This is a genomic window from Brevibacillus antibioticus, assembly GCF_005217615.1.
Classification (GTDB): domain Bacteria; phylum Bacillota; class Bacilli; order Brevibacillales; family Brevibacillaceae; genus Brevibacillus; species Brevibacillus antibioticus.
Genome location: NZ_SZNK01000001.1, coordinates 1,001,264 through 1,023,367, shown reverse-complemented (window position 1 = coordinate 1,023,367; position 22,104 = coordinate 1,001,264). Strand labels below are relative to the sequence as shown.

Here is a 22,104-nt window from a genome sequence, read left to right as displayed (position 1 = left end):
TTCTTTGCCTTGTCTGAATTGTCGTAATGCAGGAAATAACTAGGAGAAAGAATGAGAAAAGGAGGGGATTATGATGGATGATGGACTTTTGGAAGAGTATCTCGATCGCTACGTACGTATTCATTTTGCTCCTGATAGGATCGGCCAAGGATTATCCGCATATGTAGAAGGCAAATTGTATGATTACAGTTCCAATGGCATATTAATTGAAGAACGGGATGGCTCGCTTGACTATGTCCCATTCTCTGCCGTCCGCCTCGTGCAAATTAAACCCAAGCCCGGCTTATGGGAGCGTTTAACAGGCTCAAGTTAATGAAAAAGAACACCTTCCCGCGTACTCTACACGAAAAGGTGTCTGTTGTCTGTTGGATAAAGATGTAGCTCTACAGGAATACGTCATAGACGACGTAGCATGCAGCAGCCAATAGTCCGGTAATCGGAAGGGTAATGACCCACGTGACCAAAATCCGGCCAGCCAAGCCCCATTTTACTGCGTTCAGCTTTTGCGATGCCCCAACCCCCAAGATGGCGGATGTGATCACATGCGTTGTGCTCACTGGCAGTTTCAAAGCTGTAAAGATTGTGATAATCAAGGCAGAAGACAGGTCTGCTGAGAAACCGGAAATTGGCTTGATTTTCATAATCTTACCACCCAAGGTCTTGATGATCCGCCATCCACCAAAGGCTGTACCTAAAGCCATTGCAAGAGCAGCTGAAAGTTTTACCCACAGTGGAATAACGAATTCGCCCGGTTCTTGTACCAAGAATCCTCCAGAAATCAGAGCAAGGGTGATTACGCCCATTGTTTTTTGTGCATCGTTGGCTCCATGGCTGAAAGCCTGCCAAGATGCTGACAATACTTGCATCGAACGGAAACCTTTATTGGTTTTGTGATACGCTGAGTTACGAACAAACCAAGACACAAGCTTGATCACGACAAAACCAACAGCAAAGGCAACAAGCGGTGATACGATCAACGCTTGGATAATACTAATGAAGCCTGACCAGTTAATGGCACCACTTCCTGCGGCACCAAAAGCGGCACCTGCAACGCCGCCGATAATCGCGTGCGAGGACGAGCTAGGAATTCCGAACCACCAGGTGATTAGGTTCCACAAAATCGCAGATGTCAACGCGGCCAAAACGACGACCAATCCATTTTCCAGCTTGAATGGATCGGTAATGCTTCCCCCAATTGTCTTCGCTACTCCCGTATACGAGAGTGCACCAATTAGGTTACACAAGGATGCAATAATAATCGCGGTTCTCGGACTTAATGCTCGCGTTGAAACAGAAGTTGCAATCGCGTTCGCCGTATCGTGAAAACCATTGATAAAGTCAAAAGCTAGCGCCATGATGACGACGAGTACGAGAATAATCACCTCTGGCGAAAGATCAGGCATTCTTTAACACGATCCCTTCTACCAGGTTGGAAACGTCCTCAGCGAAGTCAGCACAGTCTTCGAGCTTATCGTAAATCTCTTTGAGTTTGATCGCTTCCATTGGGTTGGTATCAGGTGAATTCAACAAATCAGATACCATTTTGCGGTAGTTGGAGTCAGATTCATGCTCCAAATCTTTGATTTCCCCAGCAATTTGTGTAACGACTTTATGATCCAGCTTGCGCAGTGTGCGGATCAGCTCGATCAGCTTAGCCGAACATTTCACCAAAATATTGGCTTGTGCCAATACACGTGGATCTGGTTGAGTCACTTGGTACAGATACATACGATCAGCGACACCGTCAATGTAGTCGATCATCGAGTCCATCGTATGAGCGAGTTGGTGAATGTCTTCACGCTCAAGCGGAGTGATAAAAGTAGAGTTCAACTCGTTCATGATGCGACGAACGATTACGTCTCCTTCTTTCTCGACAGCCTTGATTGCCTTAACCTTTGTTTCTAGATCTTGATAGTTTCCTATCATTTCATAGAAAAGATGAGTTCCTTTGTGCACAGTGGCAATCTGCTGTTCGAACAGATCAAAGAAGATATACTTGTTTGATTTCAACATACGGGACTTCTTCACTCCTTTGATTAGATGACACCCTACAGATTATATCGAATGTTATTGTTTCCGTAAATTTAAAATCAAGGTCAAATGTGTATATTTTTCTTTAAGGAATTATTAAGTTTTTGTAAATGCTCTTTACAATAAAAAAAAACACCCGTGTCAAGAGAGATGACGGGTGTTCGCCTTGCCAATATTTAGCTTTTCATTCGAAAGCCACCATCATGCAATCTTTTCTTTTTTTCGCTTCATACATCAGCATATCTGCTTTTTTTGCTAACTCTTCCGCAGTTGCAGCATGGTGTGGATACGAGGCTACTCCGATACTAACTGTGACACCTGAAAGAGTGTCTCGCACTTGATTTTGAATTCGTTCCCCGATGGCCAGTCCTTTTCTTGTGTCTGTATGCGATAACAAAACGACGAATTCTTCCCCACCCCATCTTCCAACCGTGTCTTGTTTCCGTACACTTGCTTGCAAGAGCCTAGCAAATTGGCAAAGGAGTCGGTCACCTTCCAAATGACCAAATGAATCATTAAATATTTTGAAATTGTCCAAATCAATAAACAATAAAGTAACAGATTGATGATTGCTTTTTGCCAACTCTACTTCTTCGACCAACTTGTCCAGAAACCTGCGATTGACGAGAACGCCTGTAAGTGAATCGTGATAAGCCATCTGCCGCAACTGATCTATATATTTCCCTATTTGATAGGCAGCAAGTGTCTGAATAACAGCCACTAGTAAAAGAAAGACAATCACACTCTCATCCGTCGGCAATCCGTATCCGATCAGCCAAACCGAGATGATCACACAGGACACCCCCAAGCTAATCCAGCGTGAACCCAAAGTACACTACCCCCGATCTATCCGATGTAACCTTCTTCTTATTCATACATTAGACCTATCTCCCGAAAATTATTATAGGTCTTTTTTCATATAATCAGGAATATTTTACCTATCTTTTTTTGTAAGTTCAAGCAAAGCCACGAAACTGCCACTTATTTATTCAAGTGAATCACAGAAAAACTCTGACAATCAGCCTGTGGTCTACGTACATGGCACAGCATGAATTGGAACCAATTGGAAAGGGGAAGCTAATGGCTACTAAAAATTGACGGGAGTGAATGAATGTATGCCCCGTATAGAAGCAGTGGCTACAGCAGTACCTTCCCACGAGATTACACAAGAGGATTCCATGAAGCTGGCACGCTTATTTTTTCAAGATGCTTTTCCCGATTTAGACCGTTTGTTACACGTGTTTGCACACAGTCACATTCAGAAGCGACATTTTAGTATGCCAATGGATTGGTTTTTGGAGGATCGGCCGTTTGCAGAGAAAAATCAATTGTATATCGAGCATGCGGAAGCCTTGGCAGAGGAAGCAGCGCGAAAATGTTTGACGAAAGCCGGAGTCGAGCCGTCATCCATCGATTGTCTGATCTTCGTATCAAGCACTGGCATTGCTACCCCAAGCCTTGATTCCCGCTTGCTCCACCGTTTAGGACTCCGTTCGCAAGCAACCCGTGTCCCGTTGTGGGGTCTTGGCTGTGCCGGTGGAGCGATGGGATTGTCGCGTGCATGTGAGTACACCCAGGCTTATCCCACCCGACGAGTATTGCTTGTAAGCGTAGAGCTGTGCGGTTTGACCTTCATCCGACAAGATTTGTCCAAAAGCAATTTGGTTGCAACGTGCCTCTTTGGAGATGGAGCTGCAGCCGTATTAATAGAAGGAGATCAAGTCTTGTCCTCTTCGGACACGCCAAAGGTTCAATTTTGTGATGCGCGAACGACAACATGGCCGGACACCGTAGATGTCATGGGATGGGAATTGACCGATCCGGGGTTAAAAGTCATTTTCTCTCGCGACATCCCTACTCTCATTCGTTCTTCGATGCGAGAAAACGTTGAGAGCTTTTTGTCACCGCATGGGATGTCTATTGACCATCTACGTCATTTCATTTTCCATCCAGGTGGCGCCAAGGTTTTAACGGCTTACCAGCGGTCTTTGGGCATTGGCACAGAAGCCACACGTTTTTCTGAAGATGTCCTAACCAATTTTGGAAACATGTCTTCCCCTACGGTTCTGTTCGTCTTGGAAAAAAGCATGGAGAAGGCCTGGGAGTCAGGAGATCGTGGATTGGTCGCTGCGCTTGGACCTGGATTTAGCTCCGAGCTCTTACTTCTGGAGGCGAGATAGTCATGTTGCTCTTCTTTGGATTTGTCATGGCTGGAGTCGTGTTGCAGCGACTGGTCGAGCTTCTCATTGCCGTGAGGAATGCCCGCTATATCCGCTCAAAAGGGGGCTACGAGGTTGGGGCGAGTCATTACAAATACATCGTCCTTCTTCATTTTCTCTTTTTTCTCTCGCTTATTTTCGAAGTGGTGGGAAAAGGCAGCGCCATGGTTCTGCCCTCTTGGTGGGCGGTTTCGTTCAGCCTGTTTTTGATCGCGCAAGGGCTTCGTTACTGGTGCATTCGCAGCTTGGGCAAGCGGTGGAATACCCGCATCTTCATACTCCCGCGCGAGGCTTTGATCAAGCGAGGTCCTTACCGGTTCATACGTCACCCCAACTACTTGGTCGTATCGCTTGAGCTGCTTTTACTCCCCCTGACATTTTCTGCTGTGGCAACTGCCCTGACGTTTTCTCTCTTGAATGCCTGGCTGCTCCTGCGCATACGGATTCCCCTGGAGGAAGCAAGCGTCTACGATGGTCATCGTGAGTCATAAAAACGAAAAGTCTTTGGCACATACACATGCCAAAGACTTTTTAACAAACAAAAGGTTTATCACTTGTCATTCAGCGGGAAAAGAAAAGAAGCTGTTACTCTTTCCCGTGAGGTGGATCAAGTGAATCGTACAACCATAGTGGAGCCTCAGGAGACAAAGCGTATCATCGTCCGAGACTTTTTCGCCCTGCTTGAAGCGGTACCGAACAAGGATGACCAGACTAGTATTCAAACCCTTCTTCGCTATTTGCAAAATTTGCTAAGAATCAAGCAAGTCGTTCCTCCCGTTGTGGAAATCATGACAGTCATCAAACAAAACAAGCCCCTTCTCTACCACGCAGCACGCAGAATGACTCTTCCTTCAAGCAATCTGCACATGCTATTTCAGCTAGAAATGGATATTATGCTTGCCCACGAAAGGCTCCGGCAGTACGACAAATGATTTGGGTAGGCGCTACCTTACCCTTTCAAGTTTTCTGGATTCAGACATTCAAGCTCTGCAATGACAAAACGACCATCTTTGCGAATTAGGACGTCATCAAACCAGATTTCCCCTCCGCCCCAATCCGGACGCTGGATGGAAACCATGTCCCAGTGCACAGATGATTTGTTGCCATTGTAAGCTTCGTCATAGCATTGACCAGGCGTGAAGTGGAAGCTTCCGTCTATTTTTTCGTCAAACAAGATATCTTTCATAGGGTTGCGAATGTAAGGATTCACACCGATAGCGAATTCTCCAACGAAGCGCGCTCCCTCGTCCGTATCCAAAATTTGATTCAAGCGCTCGGTATCGTTCGCTGTTGCTTCCACAATTTTGCCGTCCTTGAAGGTCAGGCGAACATTTTCGAATGTGAAGCCGTGGTATGGTGTTGGCGCATTATGAGTGATTACGCCATTTACGGAATCCTTCACAGGTGCTGTATACACTTCGCCATCTGGAATATTGCGCAGGCCAGCACATTTCACAGCAGGGATGTCCTTGATTGAGAAGGTGAGATCCGTTTCAGGTCCTACCAAGCGTACCTTGTCTGTGCGATTCATCAAGTCAACCAGACTGTCCATTGCTTTATCCATTTTCGCGTAATCCAGGTTACATACTTGGAAGTAAAAATCTTCAAAAGCTGCTGTAGACATGTTCGCAAGTTGTGCCATGGAAGGATTCGGATAACGAAGAACAACCCACTTCGTTTTAGGCACGCGCACGTTCATTACTGGCAGCTCATATAGGCGAGAATAGATGCCGAGCTTGTCACTTGGAACATCAGCCATCTCATTGATGTTGTTCGCTGCACGAATCCCGATATAACCTTGCATTTTCTCCATGAGTTCAACTTCATGTTGAGCCATGGTCTTTAACTGCTCTTCATTGCAATTCATTGCGATTTCTCGGCTTACGGCGGGATCAATCAATTGAACATAAGGATTGCCGCCTGCTTTGTAAATCTCACGCACGAGGGCTTGCACCAAATCCGGTGTGTCCCCTTTCGCGTTGATCAAAATGTTTTCCCCTGGCTGTACTCGTACAGAATAGTTAACCAGATTGTACGCTAATTGATCTAATCGTGAGTCTCTCATTCGTGGCACACCCTTTTTAAATTTTCTGATTCCTCTTGTATTTTTACTGATACCATCTACTAAGTCAATAAAAAATTTTTTATCATGGAAACAAAAAGTGGCCAGCCTCCTTGCATCCGGGCTGGCCTTGCTCTTTTCCTCTGTTTTTACATCTTATCTTCCCTGTCCTCAATGGTTCCCATCTTGTACATGTCACTGACCAGCTCCTGCGTCGTAGCCAGACCAGCCGTATACTCGTCTGCCTCTTGATAGTAGACGGCTCCGCCTGCATCCTCAGTCCCCAACTCTCTCGCCCTGGATCGAGCCTGACCCTTCTCATAACCTGCCATTTTCGTTCCTCCTTCCTTTTGGTTTCTATCCGCTTTAGTTTGCACGGGAATCTCCAGATTTAGCAAAAAAGACGCCTTGCCCAATCGAGGGACAAAGCGTCTTTATCATCAGCTATGCTTATTTTTCGTTATCGGATTCTGGAGCGATCGTTGTCCAACCAGCTGCTGGAGCACTCACAGGAGTTACGCGACTAGTTGTAACAAATTGATCTACTCCTGGCATCATTGCCCAGCCAGATACGTTAGAGATTACTGGAACATATTGGCCACTCACCCATACAAACTCATCTTTACCTGGCATGATAACCCAGCCACCTTGTTGATTCAGCCCTTGAATTGGGCTAACTGTTTGTGGAGTCGCAGGTTTTACTTCAGGTTTAGTTGTTGGTGCAGTTGTTGTAGCTTCAGTAGCTGGCTTTGCTTCAGTAGTTGCTGGTTTTTCTTCTGTAGTTGCTGGTTTTTCTTCAGTTGCAGTTGTTTTTGCTTCTGTTGCAGTAGTCGTTTCAGTAGCTTTTACTGCCTCTTCTGCAAATGCAGCTTGTGTGAAGAGAGCCGCTCCTAGGATACAAGAACTCATGATCAGTGTGTTTTTCTTATTCATATGTGTACACTCCCATTCCGCGGTACACACTTTTGTCTTACACGAATGTCCCCAGACACGAACTTGAAGGCATGCTATATGCACTGCTGCATTTTCCTGAGAAAATACGTAAACTGCTCTAACTCGTCGTCAGACAGATTCTCCAGCAGCTTTCCTACTAGTGCTCTCCTGTGGCACAAAAGTCCTTCCAGAGTCGGAACGGCTTGTTGTGACAAAGTGACCCACACGACACGTCGATCCTGTTCATCTCGAACCCGGTCAATAAAACCGGCCTTGACCAAGCGATTGAGTGCGATTGTGGTGGCACTATTGGATAACTTCAAAATAGTCGCCAGCTCAGAAACTGTGCTTCGTCCTTTTTGATGTAGCACACGCAGCAAGATAAACTGCTTCGGACTGATTGACTCTTCCTCTAGCCAATTGTTAATAAAGAAACGAGCAATCTCGACAAATACTCGATCCAGTTCCTCAAGTTTACTGGCACGGGACATATTGCTCACGACATCACCTATTTTCGGAAAATTAATAATATAAGTACTTTTACTATAAAACTATATAGCCTAAGTACCGGAAGATCAATAGGACTCCCAAAATTATTTCTTTTCACGAAAGATATGTATGAGCCAGACAAAGTGTTTACCACTTAATATTTTTATTGTAAAACTTATTTCAAGAACATCTTAACTCAAACAGGAAAAACTGACAATAGGTAAGCTAGCAAAATAATGTTACGATTTTTCCCCGCAACATCCACGAAGCCAATTATTTCCTTGAATCATCTTTCGTATCTATTCGTAAAGCATGTATAATGGGAAGACAGCCTTACACTCACGAGGCATTTGCCAAAGAAACTACATACATAGGAGAATTTCAATGGACCAAACCAACCCTACACCAAAATGGAAAGTGGAATTGCTCGATTGGTTAAAATCGTTTGTCTTGATTGGCGGATTGACTGCCTTTATCTACGTATTTGTCATGGCTCCCTACGTCGTTCAAGGCCGTTCCATGGAAAGTACGTTGCATGACCGCGAGCGTGTCATCGTCAACAAAGCGATTTACTACCTCAAAGAACCGCAACCTGGCGATATCGTCATCATTCATCCAGATGCAACTGGCGACAACTGGATCAAGCGCGTGGTCGCAGTAGCTGGTGACACCGTTGAAGCCAAAAATGATCAAGTGTTTGTCAATGGCCAACCGCTCAGCGAAGAATATTTGGTCGAAAACAAGCTAAAAACCTCTACAGCAGGTGTAACGTTAACCGAAGATTTTGATCCTGTGAAGATTCCTGAGGGCAGTGTGTTTGTCATGGGAGATAATCGCAACAACAGTATGGACAGCCGCGTCATTGGCCCTGTTCAACTGGATCATGTAGTAGGACGTGCAGAAGCTGTATACTGGCCTCTGTCCCAGATTCGCCTTCCACGTTAACATGGATCCAGGCAGCAAAAAGCCGCTCCTTATCGGGGCGGCTCTTTTCGTTTTCGATGACGTTATTTGTGGGCCATTGCCGCTTCAGAAAAATAATCCTCTAAAGTAAGGCCACCTGCCATAATTTCCTTTGCCATTTCCTTCCCTACATAACGCAAATGCCAAGGCTCATACGCATATCCAGTCGTATCTTCCTTGCCCTTCAAATAACGAATGACGAACCCAAAGTCTGCACAGTTGGCCGCCAGCCATATTCCTTCAGGTGTCTCAGCAAATGATTCTTCCAAACGTGTACTTGCATCATATCCGGATACATCCATTGCCAAGCCAGTCTGATGCTCGCTCTTGCCAGGTACGGCACTGTAAGCAGCGGCATGTTCAGCACCTTGCGTCCTTACATACGTTTCGTACAGCGATTTTTGGGTCTTATACGAACGGTAGCCGGAAACGGCATACAGTTCCATACCTTCTGTCTTTGCTTTAGCAAACAGTTCTTCTAATGCTTGTGCGGCTTCTGCTCGCAGCAATCGCTTCTCCACTTTTTCATCAAAAGGAAACGGAACATTCGGCTCTACCAAATCTGGTGGAATATAATCGCCAGGCAATGCCCGCTGTTTATTTACGACAACCGATAGATCTGTTGCATTCGTAACGGTCGGCACTCCATCCACTTCTTTTATCGTCTCTGCAAGAGATGCCCGCTCTGGACGTGCTGTCTCCTTATTATTTGGCTCAACGGTCGTTGACTGCGTTCCCTCTCCCGCGGACTGTCCATTCGACTCACTGGATAGCAATCCGCTTAATGAGGGAGGTTCACATCCACTGAGTAATGCTACTGATAGTGCTGCGACGATCGCAAGGCTGCTAGTGCGATTTTTGTTCATGATCGATCCTCCTGGTTCCTTACAGACACATATGTTCTGCTCTACCTTACCATGGAGTACTACGAAAGAAAAGGTAGATAGGTCACGCTTTTTCAAAAGGTGTATTCCTCGTTTAGGTGTTTGACAAGCGCCGGTAACCATTCATCCAGCGACCAAAATGGGAAGCCCGCCGCCTTAGCCATACCGTTATCCATGTAAAAGGATGCTACAAATCCAAAGGGAGACGCATCAGACGCATCTGTCGTTTGCTCGATTTGGGCAGGCTTTCCGACTGTTTGCGCAATTGTCTCCATCAGCTCAGCAAGCGAAATAGTCCCATCCGAGCACGCATTCACTGGCCCTGTGATGGACGTTGTCGGCACCCATGCCAAAAATTGAGCTGCTTCCTGTGCATGTACGAAGCACACCCGGGCAGCGGGATTCGTGATACCAATCGGTCGACCCTCTTGCACATGCTCCATATGAAACCATAGCCGACGTGTGTAATCATCTTCCGCCAGTACGATCGGAAAACGAACAGCTATGACAGGGAAGGCCTTTTCCTGAAAAAAGACGGCTTCTGCTTGACGCTTCCCCTCTTGATAGGTTGTCTCGTCTCTCGTTTTCCGGCTGATTGCATATGTGTATGAATCAAATGCTTCTTCCTGTAGTGCTTCCTCGGCATAATCGTAGACGGACAAAGTTGAGGTCAAAACGTACGTACCCACTTTCCCCCGAAAAACCTTACACGCATCCATTGCATTCTGGGAGGAATAACAGATGTTATCGTACACCACGTCCCATTGCTCTTCTCCGGCAGCCGCTAGTGAATGGACGTCATCGCGATCAAGCGTCATTCTTTTGACAGAGGCAGGCAACTCCACTTCGGTACGCCCCCTCGTCGCCACCGTAACGTCTGCCCCAGCTTCAACGAGAAGCTGGACCAATCGCTTTCCAAAAAATCGCGTACCGCCGAGTACAAGTACCTTCTTCATTTTTGCTACATCCTTTCCTTGATCAGCCTACTTTTTGCTATTCAACTCGATGGACCGCTCTCCTTCCTTCCACATGACTGTGTAGCCCAGCTTCTCGCCAACTTTTTTGACAGGCAAGTAAGGAATCCCCTTCACCATGACCACATCAGACTGGAAGGACGTCACGTTTTGTCCCAGCCCTACCAGCAGCTTTTTGGCGTGAACATACGCTACCCCATCTACCATCACTTTTTGCTCTGCTGTATATGGGTAGACATTGCCGTTTACTCGTAAATCAAAGGGGCCTTCTTTTTCTTTTGGAGACTGGCTTGGCTGAGCAGCCGTATACGCTATAGCATCGACACCGAGTACAGTGCCCTCGCGTGTGTTATCTGCTCCGCCGTACATTTTTCCCGTTTCAAAATCGTACACAATCGCTTGGACGTTGCCAATGTTCGTCGGTTCCTGAGCAAAGACGTGACCTTTTGCCATCAATTGCAGGATGACATCTTGGTCAATGCCTGCTTCCCATGTCACATTCGGATAGCTGCTAGAAAAAATGCGTGGTGCTCGGATGGCATCCTCAATTTCCATTCCATGCTCGATCACATTGAGTATCGTCTGCGATACGGAGGCGATAATTGTTGAGCCACCGGGTGAGCCAATTGCTAAAAAAGGCTTCCCATCTTTTAACACCATGGTTGGCGTCATGCTCGAACGTGGACGCTTGCCAGGCTCGACCTGATTGACACCGCCAGGAAGCGCGTCAAAATCTGTCAGCTCATTATTGAGCATGAAGCCGTAACCAGGAACCATCACACCGCTGCCAAAAATATCTTCGATCGTGGTCGTATACGCAACGATATTCCCCCATTTGTCCATCACAGAGAAGTGCGTCGTCTGCTTGATTGGAGATTGATCTCTCAGTTTCATGGACACCTCTGGCTTTTTGCCAGGATCGTACTTCCAAGGGTCTCCTGCCTCTACCTTGGTATTCGCTGTCTCTTCACGAATGAGCTGACGCCGTTTGGTGATGTATTCGTCCGCAATCAGCCCTTTTTTCGGTACTGGATAAACATCCTCGTCCGCCATAAACGCCGCCCGATCTGCATAGGCGAGGTGATTGGCCTCGATCAGATGATGCAAATAGGCTACCGACCCACTTCCGTCCTTTTGGTTATCGTAGCCTTCCATCAGCTTCAAAATCTGAATGAGTGTCAAGCCGCCAGAGCTGGGGGGCGCCATCGAAATCACTTCATATCCGCGATACATGCCGCGAACCGGCTCACGTTCTTGTACTTGATACGCCTGCAAATCATCGAGAGTCATGGAGCCACCCGTTCTTTGTACTACCTCGACGAGAGCCTTCCCAATTTCCCCTTCATACAAGGCATCTGAACCTTTGTCGCGGATGATCTTCAACGTTTTCGCCAATTGGGGCTGAACCAGCATCTCGCCTTCTTTGAGTGGAACGCCGTTTGGCGCAAACACCTGTGCAGCCGTCCCGTGCTTCTTCAGCTTTTCCATGGAATTGGCAATGAATTGAGCGGACACCCAGTTGACGCGAACCCCTTTTTCTGCCAGTTCAATCGACGGCTCAATCACTTTTGCCAAGCCCCATGTCCCATACGATTCCAATGCCTGCTCTACTCCCAGCAATGTACCTGGGACTCCTACGGCCTGACCGCTCGTATGTCTCTCCTCAAATGGGATCGGCGTACCATCTGCCCGCAAAAACATAGTAGGAGTCACCTTGGAAGGCGCCACTTCCCGACTATCTATCACCGTCACTTTGTTTTGATCCTTCACATAAATCATCATAAAACCACCGCCGCCGATACCGGACATATACGGTTCTGCTACATTCAGAGCAAATTGGATTCCGGCCGCAGCGTCAATCGCATTGCCGCCCTTTGCCAAGATATCCCTACCGACCTGCGCCGCTGCTGGATGAGAGACAGCGACAATTCCTTTTGTAGCTCCTTGCACACCTGCTGGCACACCTGGGACTTTTCCCACAGCAAAATGAGGAAACGAAAGCACGGAAACAATCGAGAGGGCAACCAACATCCCTTTTTTCATGCGATCCCTCCTATTCCATTTCATTACAACTACTATTATTATAATTTTCAGCATTTTTTAAGGTCAACCCACATTCACAGTTGCCTAGGCAAACTTTTCTCTACAGAAAAAAACACTCTTCTGCAGCAAGACTTGTCGTCTTCTCAGAAGAGTGTTTCGATTATTGCTTATGGCATGATGACCAAATTGCTCACCACACGTCGTTCTTTGCCACCAGAAGGCTTGTTCAACAGCTTGCCATTGTAATAAAACGCACTGGAGCCGCCGCCGTCGAGGTTATACGCATCCACGACATGCCACTCTTGCAGCTTTCTTTGCGCTTCCTCCAGCGTAACACCATTACTCCAGCCGTCTCGCCTTCCATCAATGACAATCAGCAGCAAATCGCCGTTGTCGAAATGGCCGATCAGCGTTCGTGGTTGACGCGCATTCGCCCATTCACGAGGAATAGGTAATCGCTTTCCGTCCTGTAAGAGACGCGGCAAGAAGCTCGCTCCTTGCAATATCCCTTGTTGCGTAATTTGGGCCTGCGTCTTGATGTTTGATCCGACCAGATGACCTTTGTTGTTAAAACCGACAAAGCTCAGCTTTGCATTATTGGAAAAGGTTCGAATCTTGCCGTCAATAACCGTAATACCTAACGGAGTCAAGTTGCCCTGCTTGTCCGCCATAAAGCCGCCTGCATTGATCGCAAGAATAGCTCCTGTACGCTTACCTGCTTGACTGGTCGTTTCTCCCTTACTTTTCACAGAGTTGTTGGCCAGTACCATTTTCAACGTATTCGGATCATTGAGGCGAACTTTGGCCATATAACCGCGGTATCCGCCTTCTTGCAGGGAATAGACTTTCACTGTCGAGTTTTTACCGAAGTGTTGACCGATCGGCTTGCCTAGCATGTTGGACAAGATCGTGTCCAATACATCCGCAGATTTTTGTGTCTGGGATTTGCTCGCTTCAAGTGCGCTGCTGATCTTCTTGTGTTGTTGCTCGTATTCTTTCTGTTCCTTTTTCGAGCGATCCCGGATGTCTTCGATGACGATTTCTACGTTACGAAGCTGCACCTTGGTGTCGTTGAGCCGTTCCCCCAGCTCATCTGCTTGGCTCTTCGCTACGGCAGAAGAAAGCTTCAGGCCTTCTGTCTGGAGCTTGTCCACGGGATTGTCCAGCGCAAAAGCGACCAAAAAACCGAGAGCAGGCGCCAACAGAAAGAGAAAGAAACGGTTGATCTTACCAAGCACGGGCAGCATCCTCCAATTTTTTCAGCGATGCTTTCAAATCAACCAGCTGTTTGTTGAGCTGGTCAACCCGATCCTGCAGGGCTTCTTTGGTCTTGTTAGTTCCACCAATGGTTTCACCCGTCAATGTCAGATCTTCTTCCAGACTTCCCAGACCCTTCTGGACATTTTGCATTTCTTCCTGGACCAGAGCCAATTGATCTCCCAGTGCCTTCATCTGCTTTTGATTATCTTCTTGAATTTGATCAATTCGTTGGTTCACAAATTGCTGCTGCTTGTCCAACGTATAAACAGCAAAGGCATATCCAGCATAAGCGAGTCCTACCCAGACCAGAACGGCCAAAACGATTGGTAGTAAAGGACGCTTACCTTCTGTCTGGGAGGGAATCAATGCCTGAAAAAGGCTGCCTCTTCTGCGTCTTCCTTTCTGCTTCCCGTTTGCCGGGAGTGGCAGTGTCGGTGACGAAGTCGATGACGCTCCCATGTATTTGTCGTCCATCGGCTCCCTCCTCCTTTCTGTGACATAGAATGAGGTTTCATTATAACATAGAAAGTTTTTGAAGCAGCATTTTGCTGAATCATGGATAAATACGTCAATAAAAGAAAATACCGCCATTTTATTGGCGGCACCTCCTTTTATTTTCGGAGTTGAAATTCGTTTTGCAGCTGATTGTGCAGTCTTTGCAAAAACAGGATCGGGTCTTCCTTGTTGGTCTGTTCGTCAACAAGCTCTAATTTTTTCCGCATGATGCTGGCTATTTGATTCCCGAGTTCATACTTTTTCGCTTGAGTTAATGAAGATAATCTGCTAATGAAGGAGGAAAGCAGCTGCCAGTCCTCACGGGTAATCGCCTGTTTTTGGCGCTCATCAAGCACGAGTAGCGCATGATTCAAATCAAAGCCATTCGGTTGATTGTCTTTCTTTTTCTGAAAAAGAGTCGAGCGCTGTCCTGACTCCACGACGACAATCGTGCCTGCCACCATATCGCCAATTCGCTTATCACGGGGGTGGAAAAAGCAAACGAGCGCCCCGAGAAAATAACCAGTTGGCATTGCGTCAATGATGCGAAACAGATTCCGGATCGTCGAGGAAACAAACGTCGCAGGTTGTCCATTATCACGGATGACCCGGATTCCCACTAGCCTTTTGCCAACGGTCTGTCCACCCCAGAATGCTTCCTGTAGCCAATAGTAGCCAAAATTGACTACGAAGATAACCAGGAGGACGATGGCCAACGCGTAGTTGTCAGAATCCAGGAAAAAATCATCTCCATTTCCAAATAAAACTATACCAAACAAAATAAATACAGTAAGATTAACCAGGAGCAAGATTCCTGTATCAATCAGCATCGCAGTGGCCCGGCTGCCCAGACCTGCCGTCTGAAATCGCAGCATTACATGCTCGGGTGTAACGACAGACGCTTCTCGATTTGACCCACTGACGTATGTCGGTTCATTCATAATGGTTTTCTCCCCCCCTCGAAACTTTGAGGTTTTTTCGAGTTAATACACACTTTCTAATGAAGGAGGCATTATACATGGATATTACCTCGTTTTGGCACAAGCATAAAGCCTCTTGGGCCGAACTAGAACAATTAGTGGAGCGTTTTACCCGACAACCTCGGCACATCAGTGCAACCGATATTGATCGCCTGACACAACTATATAAGAAAACATCTGCTCATTTGGCCTATGTACGCTCCTACCATCCTGCAGACGAGATCACCCTCTACTTAAACCAACTCGTCTTACGTGCACATAATTTGGCTTATAAGCAGCGAATTGGTAGCTGGCAGCAGCTCAAGCAGTTCTTTGGCAGCTACTTGATGGGTCTCGTACATAAGCGAATGAGCTTCATTGGTGTGGCAGCGCTTCTCTTCATCATCGGTGGTATTTCTGGCTTTGCCGCCGTCATGGTCGATCCACACAACCTGTATTATGTATTACCACAAGGGATGGCTGAGCAGATCGATCCATCCAAGCTGGGAGATGGGCACGAATCTCTCGACAGTCCAGTCATCTCCACGACGATTATGACCAACAACATCAAAGTCGCGATGCTAGCCTTTGTCAGTGGAATTACGTTTGGGATCGTCCCCATCTACCTTCTCTTATTCAATGGCCTTCTGGTTGGAGCTCTGGCAGCTGTCTACTATCAGGCAGATAGCAGCTATGCGTTTTGGGCCTACATTTTGCCACACGGCGTGATCGAGCTGACTGCCATTTTCATTGCTGGTGGAGCAGGTCTTCACATGGGATACCGCCTGCTTGTGCCCGGCCGCTATGCAAGAAGACATCAATTTTTGGAGGCGGCAAAAGAGTCTGCGCATCTGCTGTTGGCTACCATCCCACTCTTGTTCATCGCGGGAATCATTGAGGGCTATATTACGCCATCGAGTCTCTCCCTCGAAGCCAAGTACATCGTAGCTGTCGGCACATTACTTTTGCTGATTGCCTGGTACCTCATCGGGTACAGACCCAATTCTCACAAAGCTTCTCTTGATTTGATGTCTAAATAAGTATTGATAACCGTCAGCGTCAATTGATCGGCCGGAACGTCCAGTACCTGGATACCCGCGCCGATCATTTTTTGTTGAAACGCTCTGCGATCGAGCTGGAACCGTTGAGCTACTGCCTTCGTAAACGCCAAGCTGCTGTTGCTCGTGTCTATATGACTCCATTCATGTAGAAGCGGATCTGCCAAAGACAGCAGCAAGAGCAAATGCGAACGGCGCATCCGCCATAAATAATTGCTCAACTGATCTTCGACGAGGTAGTTTTCCATATCTGAAAAAAGAACCACCAAGCTCCTTCTCTTCTGCTGGCGATTCAAAAATTCAAGCGCCTTCGCCGGATCAGCCTCTACAAAATCACTCGTCAGGTTGTAGGTTGCTTCCAAAAGGGTGTGCAAGTGACGCAGCCCTCTGCCTGGAGGTATGTACGTCTTAATCTCATGCGAATAGGCTAGAAGCGCCACCTGATCTCCTTGACGCAATGCCACTGCCGCTAACGTGAGCGCAGACTCCAGCGATCGATCCAGTCTCGTCTGATTATCCAGCTCGACGCCCATCAACCTGCCGCAATCGATCAGAATGGTAATCACCTTGCCATGCTCTGGTCGATATTGGTTCGTCATCAAACGTCGGGAGCGTGCTGAAGCAGCCCAGTTAATCATCCGCGGATCATCGTCAGGCACGTAATCGCGGATCGCATGGAATTCCGTCCCCGCTCTCGCCCTGCGCATGATTTTTTTCCCGTCGACGATCAAGCTCTCCTGCAAGGAAGCCAAATAGCCACGAACGGCTGAAAGGTCAGGGTATACCTTGATCGTTTGTTCACACGCAAAGCGGCTTTGGCGATACCACAAGCCTAGCTTGCCATGCCAACGCATGAAAAGCCAGCGGAACACGTATTTTCCACGTTCTTTTCCTCTTGTTTCAAAACTGATGTTGGTTAAGGGTTGCTCCATCACACCTGTGAGTGGTCCGGCTTCTTCAAATGACAGCGGAAGATCATCCACGATGGAGTACGAAACGGATTGCCCGCTTCTATTGGCAAGCTCAAGCTCGATCGAAAACGATTGTCCGATATCCGTCTGCTCAGGCAGGATTCGCCGGATCTCCAAGTCTCGCCGTTTTGGGATGGTAACCCAATCCAAGATGCTAGCGATCAGGAGTAAACCGTTGTACAAAAAGAATGCCGAATAGCCAATCTCAAGTAGAAATCCGACGACCGCGATAGGTGTGCCTAGCAAAACTGCCACGAGCAGTCGCTTAGATGGCAAAACAAATCGGTCTGCCAAAAAATCAGCGAGGAACTGGAATAGCCGCCAGCGTCTCTTCGATGATGTGGTCACTGGTACCCCCCTCCAATTCTACCTGCGGTGACAGAATGAGTCGGTGCCGCAATGCAGGGCGGGCTACCATCTTCACGTCATCAGGCGTCACAAACTTGCGATTGTCCAAAAGTGCCCAGGCCTTGCTCGCCATCAACACGGCGATTCCGGCGCGAGAGCTGGCACCTAAGAGCAATCGTTTCGTTTCGCGTGTATTGCGAATCAGTGTCGTAATGTACTCCAGAATTGAATCATCCACAACCACTTCTTCTAATTGGCGTCGCTTCTCCAAAATCGCCTCCCAGGTAAAGAGCGGCTCTTGATTAGGCTCGTGGCTGCGCTTGTTGGGAATATGTTTCGCGAGGATTTGCTTTTCATTTTCATGGGAAGGATACGACATCGTTAGCTTGAACAAAAAGCGATCGAGCTGTGCTTCCGGCAGCACATACGTTCCTTCGTACTCCACCGGGTTTTGCGTAGCGACGACGAAAAACGGATCTGGCAAAGGATATGTGACACCATGAATCGTCACCTGCCCCTCCTCCATTGCTTCTAAAAGGGCCGCTTGGGTTTTCGGAGGAGTCCGGTTGATCTCATCCGCCAGCAATAAATTTGCGAAAACAGGACCTTTGATTGTCTCAAACTGGTTCTGCTGCATATTGAACACCACATGACCAATAATGTCCGATGGCATCATGTCAGGCGTAAACTGGACGCGCTTGCTCACGCCCCCCATTAACTCAGATAAGGTCTTTACCATTTTCGTCTTTCCGATACCGGGTACGCCCTCTAGCAAGACGTGTCCACCGGCAACCAAAGCGGTTAGCATCAGCCGAACATTTTGCCGCTGACCAACCAGCTCTTTTTCCATTTGTTGCAACAATTGCTCCACGGTAGTTGTCACTCCTTCTCCAAACGCTTCGTAATCTCATCCAACAAAAGACTGTCTGCAAGCAAGATTTTTGGCGAGTATCGCCCTTCGTTTTTTGCCTGATCCAGTCGTTCCAGCAGATGGTCGAATCTCTCTGCCTCTTGATTTGTCCATCTTGTTTTGGCATATCGCACGATTTCCAGACGATCAGCTCGTTGGTGCACTCCCCACCGATCGTACAACAGTTGTCGCATGTACGCTTCTCGATGGCGCAACGCATCCTGTGCCAGCCCTCTTCGCTCATACCAGCTAGACACGGCGAGCAACGTCTCATCACCACGACGCACCGTCCATTCCCTAAGCGTATAGACTGGTCCAAAACGTTTTCCTCTCCACCACACATACAGCAAAAGCAGGATACCGAGTTGCATGCAAGCGGCTATGAGCCATCCCGGATAGATCGCCAAAAAACCTGGTTTTTCTTGCAAGCCATGATGGTATTCGTCTATCCAAAGAACAGACCAATCTCCTTGTACATACGGCCAGATCGCTTCAAAGTGGGACAGTCGCTCAATTTTTTGATTCGTTAGCCATTCCGGTACGAGAAAAAACGTAACACTGCCATCTCCCACCTCTGTTCTTCCTCCGAGTATCCCCTGATCATCGTAGAGAAGTGGCTCCATGTCGTCATCTTCTAAAAATCTCAATGAGGTGCCTGCTTTGCCCATGAACCTGCCCTGAACGAGAGGTCCCTGAATGTTTCGCTCCTGATTTTCTTTACCTCGGATGTTCTCCGTATAAAAGGGAAGGTCTTCCCACTCTGGTCTCGACTGAAAGAGAATCAGATCATTGCCTTCACTGACCCAATCCAGAATGGCTATCTGTTCCTCTGGCATCAGTCTTTCCGGCTCTACTACGAGCATGGCCTGCCCAGTTGCTGTTGGTAAAAAACGCATAGGCTGCCGCCATTCCTTTACCTGCTTACCTTTTTCCTCCAGTAGTACGAGCACTGCCTTGATTCCGCTTGGCTGTGCAGACGAAGCCAAGTACGGTGGGAGTTGCTTAGCTGTAGGCTTGACGATCAACCAGCCCACGATGATGAGCAACAAGGTAGCCACAACGATTCCGACACGATAGGTGCGCAAACTATTCATGCTGTCCCTCCTCGCGCCAGATGCCTTCCAGTTCGTTTACACGCTGCCAGAACGCCCCTTCATCAACAAGTGCCTGCCCGTACCAAACAGCGTCGAATTCTCGTGCAAAGCGGCCGAACACTTCGCGTAAGCTCGGCTGATTCGCCTCAATTTCTTCCGCGTATTCCCAATTCGTTTTCCATTTTTCCACACGAACCCATGACTTCATTTGCAAATAAACCAACAACGCCAAAAACAACGAGCGTTCTCCTTCCCGCCATTCTCCTCGTGCTGCTTTTTCTTTCGCATCACGCAAATAGTCTGCATGAGAACGTATTTTTTCACCGTCCATAAACAGCGGTCGATGCTTCTTCTGTTCCCAAATCATTCTGCGGAACAACCAGTAAATGATGCCAACCAGTCCCAGCACTGCCATAATGAGCACGAGTGTAGATACGGTATTAGCCGCACCAGTTGGAATATGGGTCCACTGAAAAAGATCTGCGATCAACTCGATCAGAAACTCCATCGCTTTTTGAACCCAGTTCTCTCCACTGCTTTGGGGCAAATTGAACTCGTCTCTGGCTAGAATCTCTTGTAAATGCTCCTTGTCATCTACCCAAGGACTCGTGCTAATCATGTGTAACTCCCGGCTCTTGTGCAGGGGTTGGAGTTGCTGGTTCTGCTGGTTCTACTGGTGCAGATGTGGCAAGCTGACGGCTTACTAGCTCTTGCAAATCTGTCCCGTCTTTTCTCACACGTAGATCAAAGTAAGCCAAAGCGTAAACAATGGCCATCCAAGGGCTCAGGAGGCAGGTAAGTGCAACCAGAAGCATTTGCGTGAGGATAGATGTACCTAAGACACCAGTGAGTACTAATTGTATGCCGCTAGAGAACATGGAATAAATCACACTGAGAACAACAAAAAGACCAAATAGACGCCAAAAGTTTCCTTTTGTCAAATTCCAGCTCTCGCCGATTCCGATACCATCACGTTCGTACAGAACAATCGGCATATAAAAACCCCAACGAATTAAGAAAAAGCCCGGTACGAGCATCATCCCGGCAATTAAGAATAAATAGCCAAATATAAACAGAACGATCATAAGCACAATGCCGCCTTCATCTGACGGATCAAACATGGACTCCAATGTCGCTCCACCAGCGAAGCCGATCATAAAGAAAATCAATCCATATACGATGACAAATGCTGTCGACACTGCAAACGCAATTACTCCATATAGGAAAGTACTGCCCGCGAGCGGCCAAAATCGGCGAAGTGCCCCCTTCAAGGCATCTTTTAAGCTCAAGGTCTCTCCCTCAAGAGCAGCCTTCGTCAGTAAAATAGAACCGGAAAGCATTTGCGGATAGCCGATGATCAAAAGGATCGGTGCGACAAGGAATATGAATAGGAGCAGCATAGGAATGCTTTGTGTCATAAATTCTTCTTGTCCAGCAAATCTTGCGCCTAACGATTCTGCAAAGTCTAGACCTTCTGTATCTTGTGCGAGCAAAGGCACTCGGGTAAGGTCAACTAGAAGCAGTTGCTGCAGGAGTAATAATGGACCGAACCAAATTAAAGCCAACAAAAAAAATGCTCCAAAATGCTGGCGATACACTGAAAAGCTCTTGTCCAACAGCTTCCCCACTCCCATGGGGGCAATCGGCGTACGATTCATGAGAAACCTCCATCTATCTTTTTGAGATTACCTGATAAGTATACACGATTTTCCTGCTTTTTTAAAAAAATCATCTAATTTTGCTAATGTTTCCCTGCCTGATTTTGTCAAATCAGGTGTTAGTCCAATGCGGTCATCCCTCTCTTGAATATGATATTGCATGCATAGTAAGGAGGGTGTTGACTTTGAAAGGATTGAGAAAGAAGAAGCTAAAAGCAAAGCAAGCCCGCTTATGCCGCTGCAAGAAGCGATCTACCAAACGCAAATCCAAAAGTCTGCTCAGGCAATTACGCCGTTTTGTGCGTATCTACGTTCGCGCACCTCAAGTGAATGTGACCAGCCCCACGCCTCAAGTAGAAGCTCCTGTTGTGCAGGTAGAATCGCCTGTTGTACAAGTAGAGGCACCTTATGTACAAGTAGAAGCTCCGAAGCCAATCGTCATCCCGGCACCAATAGTAAAGGTAGATGTCGAAACGGAAGAATCAGCGGATCAAGCATGTATAGAAGGGCTTCGCCAAGAACTCAGCAAATGCATGAGAAACGATCAACTTGTGGAGGTCTTACTGACGACAGATATGGGACCTGAGAGTCGTTCTTACCGAGTCGGCAAGCTTCTTAGAGTGGATGAAGGACTCATTGAATTATGGACCTTATCCTCCTCACGTACCAACGGAGCCTCTATCGTTATTCCAATCACCCATATCGTCGCGATTATTCCAAATGCAGAACCCAATTGAACAAGCTGATATTCTG

Annotated in this window: 25 protein-coding genes; 7 read left to right on the top strand and 18 right to left on the bottom strand. The window is 47.3% G+C overall.

The features are described from left to right. Nucleotides 1–70 precede the first annotated feature (70 nt). On the top strand, nt 71–313 hold the full coding sequence (locus tag E8L90_RS05105; protein WP_244297157.1) for a hypothetical protein: 243 nt from the start codon (nt 71–73) through the stop codon (nt 311–313). A gap of 70 nt (nt 314–383) precedes the next feature. Here the strand turns inward: E8L90_RS05105 and E8L90_RS05100 are convergent, their stop codons facing one another. From E8L90_RS05100 to E8L90_RS05090, 3 genes are all read right to left on the bottom strand, one after another. Further along, nucleotides 384–1,403: an inorganic phosphate transporter gene (locus E8L90_RS05100; RefSeq protein ID WP_137028277.1), complete on the bottom strand. Its 1,020-nt coding sequence runs from the start codon at nt 1,401–1,403 to the stop codon at nt 384–386. Beyond that, nucleotides 1,396–2,013 carry a DUF47 domain-containing protein gene (locus E8L90_RS05095; RefSeq protein ID WP_137028276.1) on the bottom strand — a complete coding sequence of 206 codons (618 nt, stop codon included), beginning with the start codon at nt 2,011–2,013 and terminating at the stop codon, nt 1,396–1,398. Before E8L90_RS05095 ends, E8L90_RS05100 begins: the two co-directional genes overlap by 8 nt. 202 nt (nt 2,014–2,215) lie before the next feature. Continuing rightward, nucleotides 2,216–2,824, bottom strand: coding sequence for a GGDEF domain-containing protein (locus E8L90_RS05090; RefSeq protein ID WP_244297156.1), 609 nt, complete (start codon nt 2,822–2,824; stop codon nt 2,216–2,218). Nucleotides 2,825–3,146: 322 nt separating this feature from the next. Here E8L90_RS05090 and E8L90_RS05085 point away from each other — a divergent pair, with 322 nt between their 5' ends. The 3 genes from E8L90_RS05085 to E8L90_RS05075 all read left to right on the top strand — a co-directional run bounded on the left by E8L90_RS05085 (nt 3,147) and on the right by E8L90_RS05075 (nt 5,182). Beyond that, entirely contained in the window at nt 3,147–4,211 is a 1,065-nt protein-coding gene (locus E8L90_RS05085) for a type III polyketide synthase (RefSeq protein WP_167497581.1), read from the top strand. 2 nt (nt 4,212–4,213) lie between these two features. Further along, nucleotides 4,214–4,741, top strand: a complete 528-nt coding sequence (locus E8L90_RS05080) for an isoprenylcysteine carboxyl methyltransferase family protein (protein WP_137028273.1) — start codon at nt 4,214–4,216, stop codon at nt 4,739–4,741. A gap of 120 nt (nt 4,742–4,861) precedes the next feature. After that, nucleotides 4,862–5,182: a hypothetical protein gene (locus E8L90_RS05075; protein ID WP_137033270.1), complete on the top strand. Its 321-nt coding sequence runs from the start codon at nt 4,862–4,864 to the stop codon at nt 5,180–5,182. Between the two features lie 17 nt (nt 5,183–5,199). On the opposite strand, the gene E8L90_RS05070 is transcribed toward E8L90_RS05075, so the two are convergent. The 4 genes from E8L90_RS05070 to E8L90_RS05055 all read right to left on the bottom strand — a co-directional run bounded on the left by E8L90_RS05070 (nt 5,200) and on the right by E8L90_RS05055 (nt 7,745). Continuing rightward, nucleotides 5,200–6,315 carry an aminopeptidase gene (locus E8L90_RS05070; protein WP_137028272.1) on the bottom strand — a complete coding sequence of 372 codons (1,116 nt, stop codon included), beginning with the start codon at nt 6,313–6,315 and terminating at the stop codon, nt 5,200–5,202. A 146-nt stretch (nt 6,316–6,461) separates the two neighbouring features. Further along, nucleotides 6,462–6,644 (bottom strand): YozQ family protein, encoded by a 183-nt coding sequence (locus E8L90_RS05065; RefSeq protein WP_137028271.1) that lies wholly within the window; start codon nt 6,642–6,644, stop codon nt 6,462–6,464. Between the two features lie 118 nt (nt 6,645–6,762). Beyond that, nucleotides 6,763–7,245: a hypothetical protein gene (locus E8L90_RS05060; RefSeq protein ID WP_137028270.1), complete on the bottom strand. Its 483-nt coding sequence runs from the start codon at nt 7,243–7,245 to the stop codon at nt 6,763–6,765. Nucleotides 7,246–7,319: 74 nt separating this feature from the next. Next, nucleotides 7,320–7,745 carry a MarR family winged helix-turn-helix transcriptional regulator gene (locus tag E8L90_RS05055; RefSeq protein ID WP_137028269.1) on the bottom strand — a complete coding sequence of 142 codons (426 nt, stop codon included), beginning with the start codon at nt 7,743–7,745 and terminating at the stop codon, nt 7,320–7,322. A gap of 373 nt (nt 7,746–8,118) precedes the next feature. On the opposite strand from E8L90_RS05055, the gene lepB reads away from it, so the two are divergent. After that, complete coding sequence (gene lepB, locus E8L90_RS05050; RefSeq protein WP_137028268.1) at nt 8,119–8,679, top strand: signal peptidase I; 561 nt, start codon at nt 8,119–8,121, stop codon at nt 8,677–8,679. A 62-nt stretch (nt 8,680–8,741) separates the two neighbouring features. Here the strand turns inward: lepB and E8L90_RS05045 are convergent, their stop codons facing one another. The 6 genes from E8L90_RS05045 to E8L90_RS05020 form a co-directional block, all read right to left on the bottom strand. Beyond that, the gene (locus E8L90_RS05045; RefSeq protein WP_137028267.1) at nt 8,742–9,563 is read right to left on the bottom strand and encodes a M15 family metallopeptidase; all 822 of its coding nucleotides are present in this window, start codon (nt 9,561–9,563) and stop codon (nt 8,742–8,744) included. Between the two features lie 92 nt (nt 9,564–9,655). After that, nucleotides 9,656–10,537 carry an NAD-dependent epimerase/dehydratase family protein gene (locus tag E8L90_RS05040; RefSeq protein WP_137028266.1) on the bottom strand — a complete coding sequence of 294 codons (882 nt, stop codon included), beginning with the start codon at nt 10,535–10,537 and terminating at the stop codon, nt 9,656–9,658. A gap of 27 nt (nt 10,538–10,564) precedes the next feature. After that, nucleotides 10,565–12,598: a gamma-glutamyltransferase gene (gene ggt / locus E8L90_RS05035; protein ID WP_137028265.1), complete on the bottom strand. Its 2,034-nt coding sequence runs from the start codon at nt 12,596–12,598 to the stop codon at nt 10,565–10,567. A 167-nt stretch (nt 12,599–12,765) separates the two neighbouring features. Continuing rightward, on the bottom strand, nt 12,766–13,845 hold the full coding sequence (locus E8L90_RS05030) for a phosphodiester glycosidase family protein (protein WP_137028264.1): 1,080 nt from the start codon (nt 13,843–13,845) through the stop codon (nt 12,766–12,768). Beyond that, complete coding sequence (locus tag E8L90_RS05025; RefSeq protein ID WP_137028263.1) at nt 13,826–14,332, bottom strand: coiled-coil domain-containing protein; 507 nt, start codon at nt 14,330–14,332, stop codon at nt 13,826–13,828. The genes E8L90_RS05030 and E8L90_RS05025 overlap by 20 nt, the downstream gene beginning before the upstream one ends. 137 nt (nt 14,333–14,469) lie before the next feature. Then, nucleotides 14,470–15,294 (bottom strand): RDD family protein, encoded by an 825-nt coding sequence (locus E8L90_RS05020; protein ID WP_137028262.1) that lies wholly within the window; start codon nt 15,292–15,294, stop codon nt 14,470–14,472. 77 nt (nt 15,295–15,371) lie between these two features. Between E8L90_RS05020 and E8L90_RS05015 the strand changes: the two genes are divergently transcribed. Further along, on the top strand, nt 15,372–16,352 hold the full coding sequence (locus tag E8L90_RS05015; RefSeq protein WP_137028261.1) for a stage II sporulation protein M: 981 nt from the start codon (nt 15,372–15,374) through the stop codon (nt 16,350–16,352). Here the strand turns inward: E8L90_RS05015 and E8L90_RS05010 are convergent. From E8L90_RS05010 to E8L90_RS04990, 5 genes are read right to left on the bottom strand one after another with little or no spacing between them, the layout of a single operon-like run. Next, nucleotides 16,319–17,689 (bottom strand): DUF58 domain-containing protein, encoded by a 1,371-nt coding sequence (locus E8L90_RS05010; protein ID WP_137028260.1) that lies wholly within the window; start codon nt 17,687–17,689, stop codon nt 16,319–16,321. The genes E8L90_RS05015 and E8L90_RS05010 overlap by 34 nt on opposite strands. Continuing rightward, entirely contained in the window at nt 17,640–18,560 is a 921-nt protein-coding gene (locus E8L90_RS05005) for an AAA family ATPase (protein ID WP_137028259.1), read from the bottom strand. Before E8L90_RS05005 ends, E8L90_RS05010 begins: the two co-directional genes overlap by 50 nt. Nucleotides 18,561–18,568: 8 nt before the next feature. Further along, nucleotides 18,569–19,693, bottom strand: a complete 1,125-nt coding sequence (locus E8L90_RS05000) for a DUF4350 domain-containing protein (protein ID WP_137028258.1) — start codon at nt 19,691–19,693, stop codon at nt 18,569–18,571. Next, nucleotides 19,686–20,312 carry a DUF4129 domain-containing protein gene (locus E8L90_RS04995; RefSeq protein WP_137028257.1) on the bottom strand — a complete coding sequence of 209 codons (627 nt, stop codon included), beginning with the start codon at nt 20,310–20,312 and terminating at the stop codon, nt 19,686–19,688. The genes E8L90_RS05000 and E8L90_RS04995 overlap by 8 nt, the downstream gene beginning before the upstream one ends. Then, nucleotides 20,305–21,351, bottom strand: coding sequence for a DUF7847 domain-containing protein (locus E8L90_RS04990; protein ID WP_137028256.1), 1,047 nt, complete (start codon nt 21,349–21,351; stop codon nt 20,305–20,307). Before E8L90_RS04990 ends, E8L90_RS04995 begins: the two co-directional genes overlap by 8 nt. A 176-nt stretch (nt 21,352–21,527) precedes the next feature. Here E8L90_RS04990 and E8L90_RS04985 point away from each other — a divergent pair, with 176 nt between their 5' ends. Then, a complete protein-coding gene (locus E8L90_RS04985; protein ID WP_244297155.1) occupies nt 21,528–22,088 on the top strand; it encodes a hypothetical protein in 561 nt (186 codons plus the stop codon). Nucleotides 22,089–22,104: the final 16 nt, after the last annotated feature.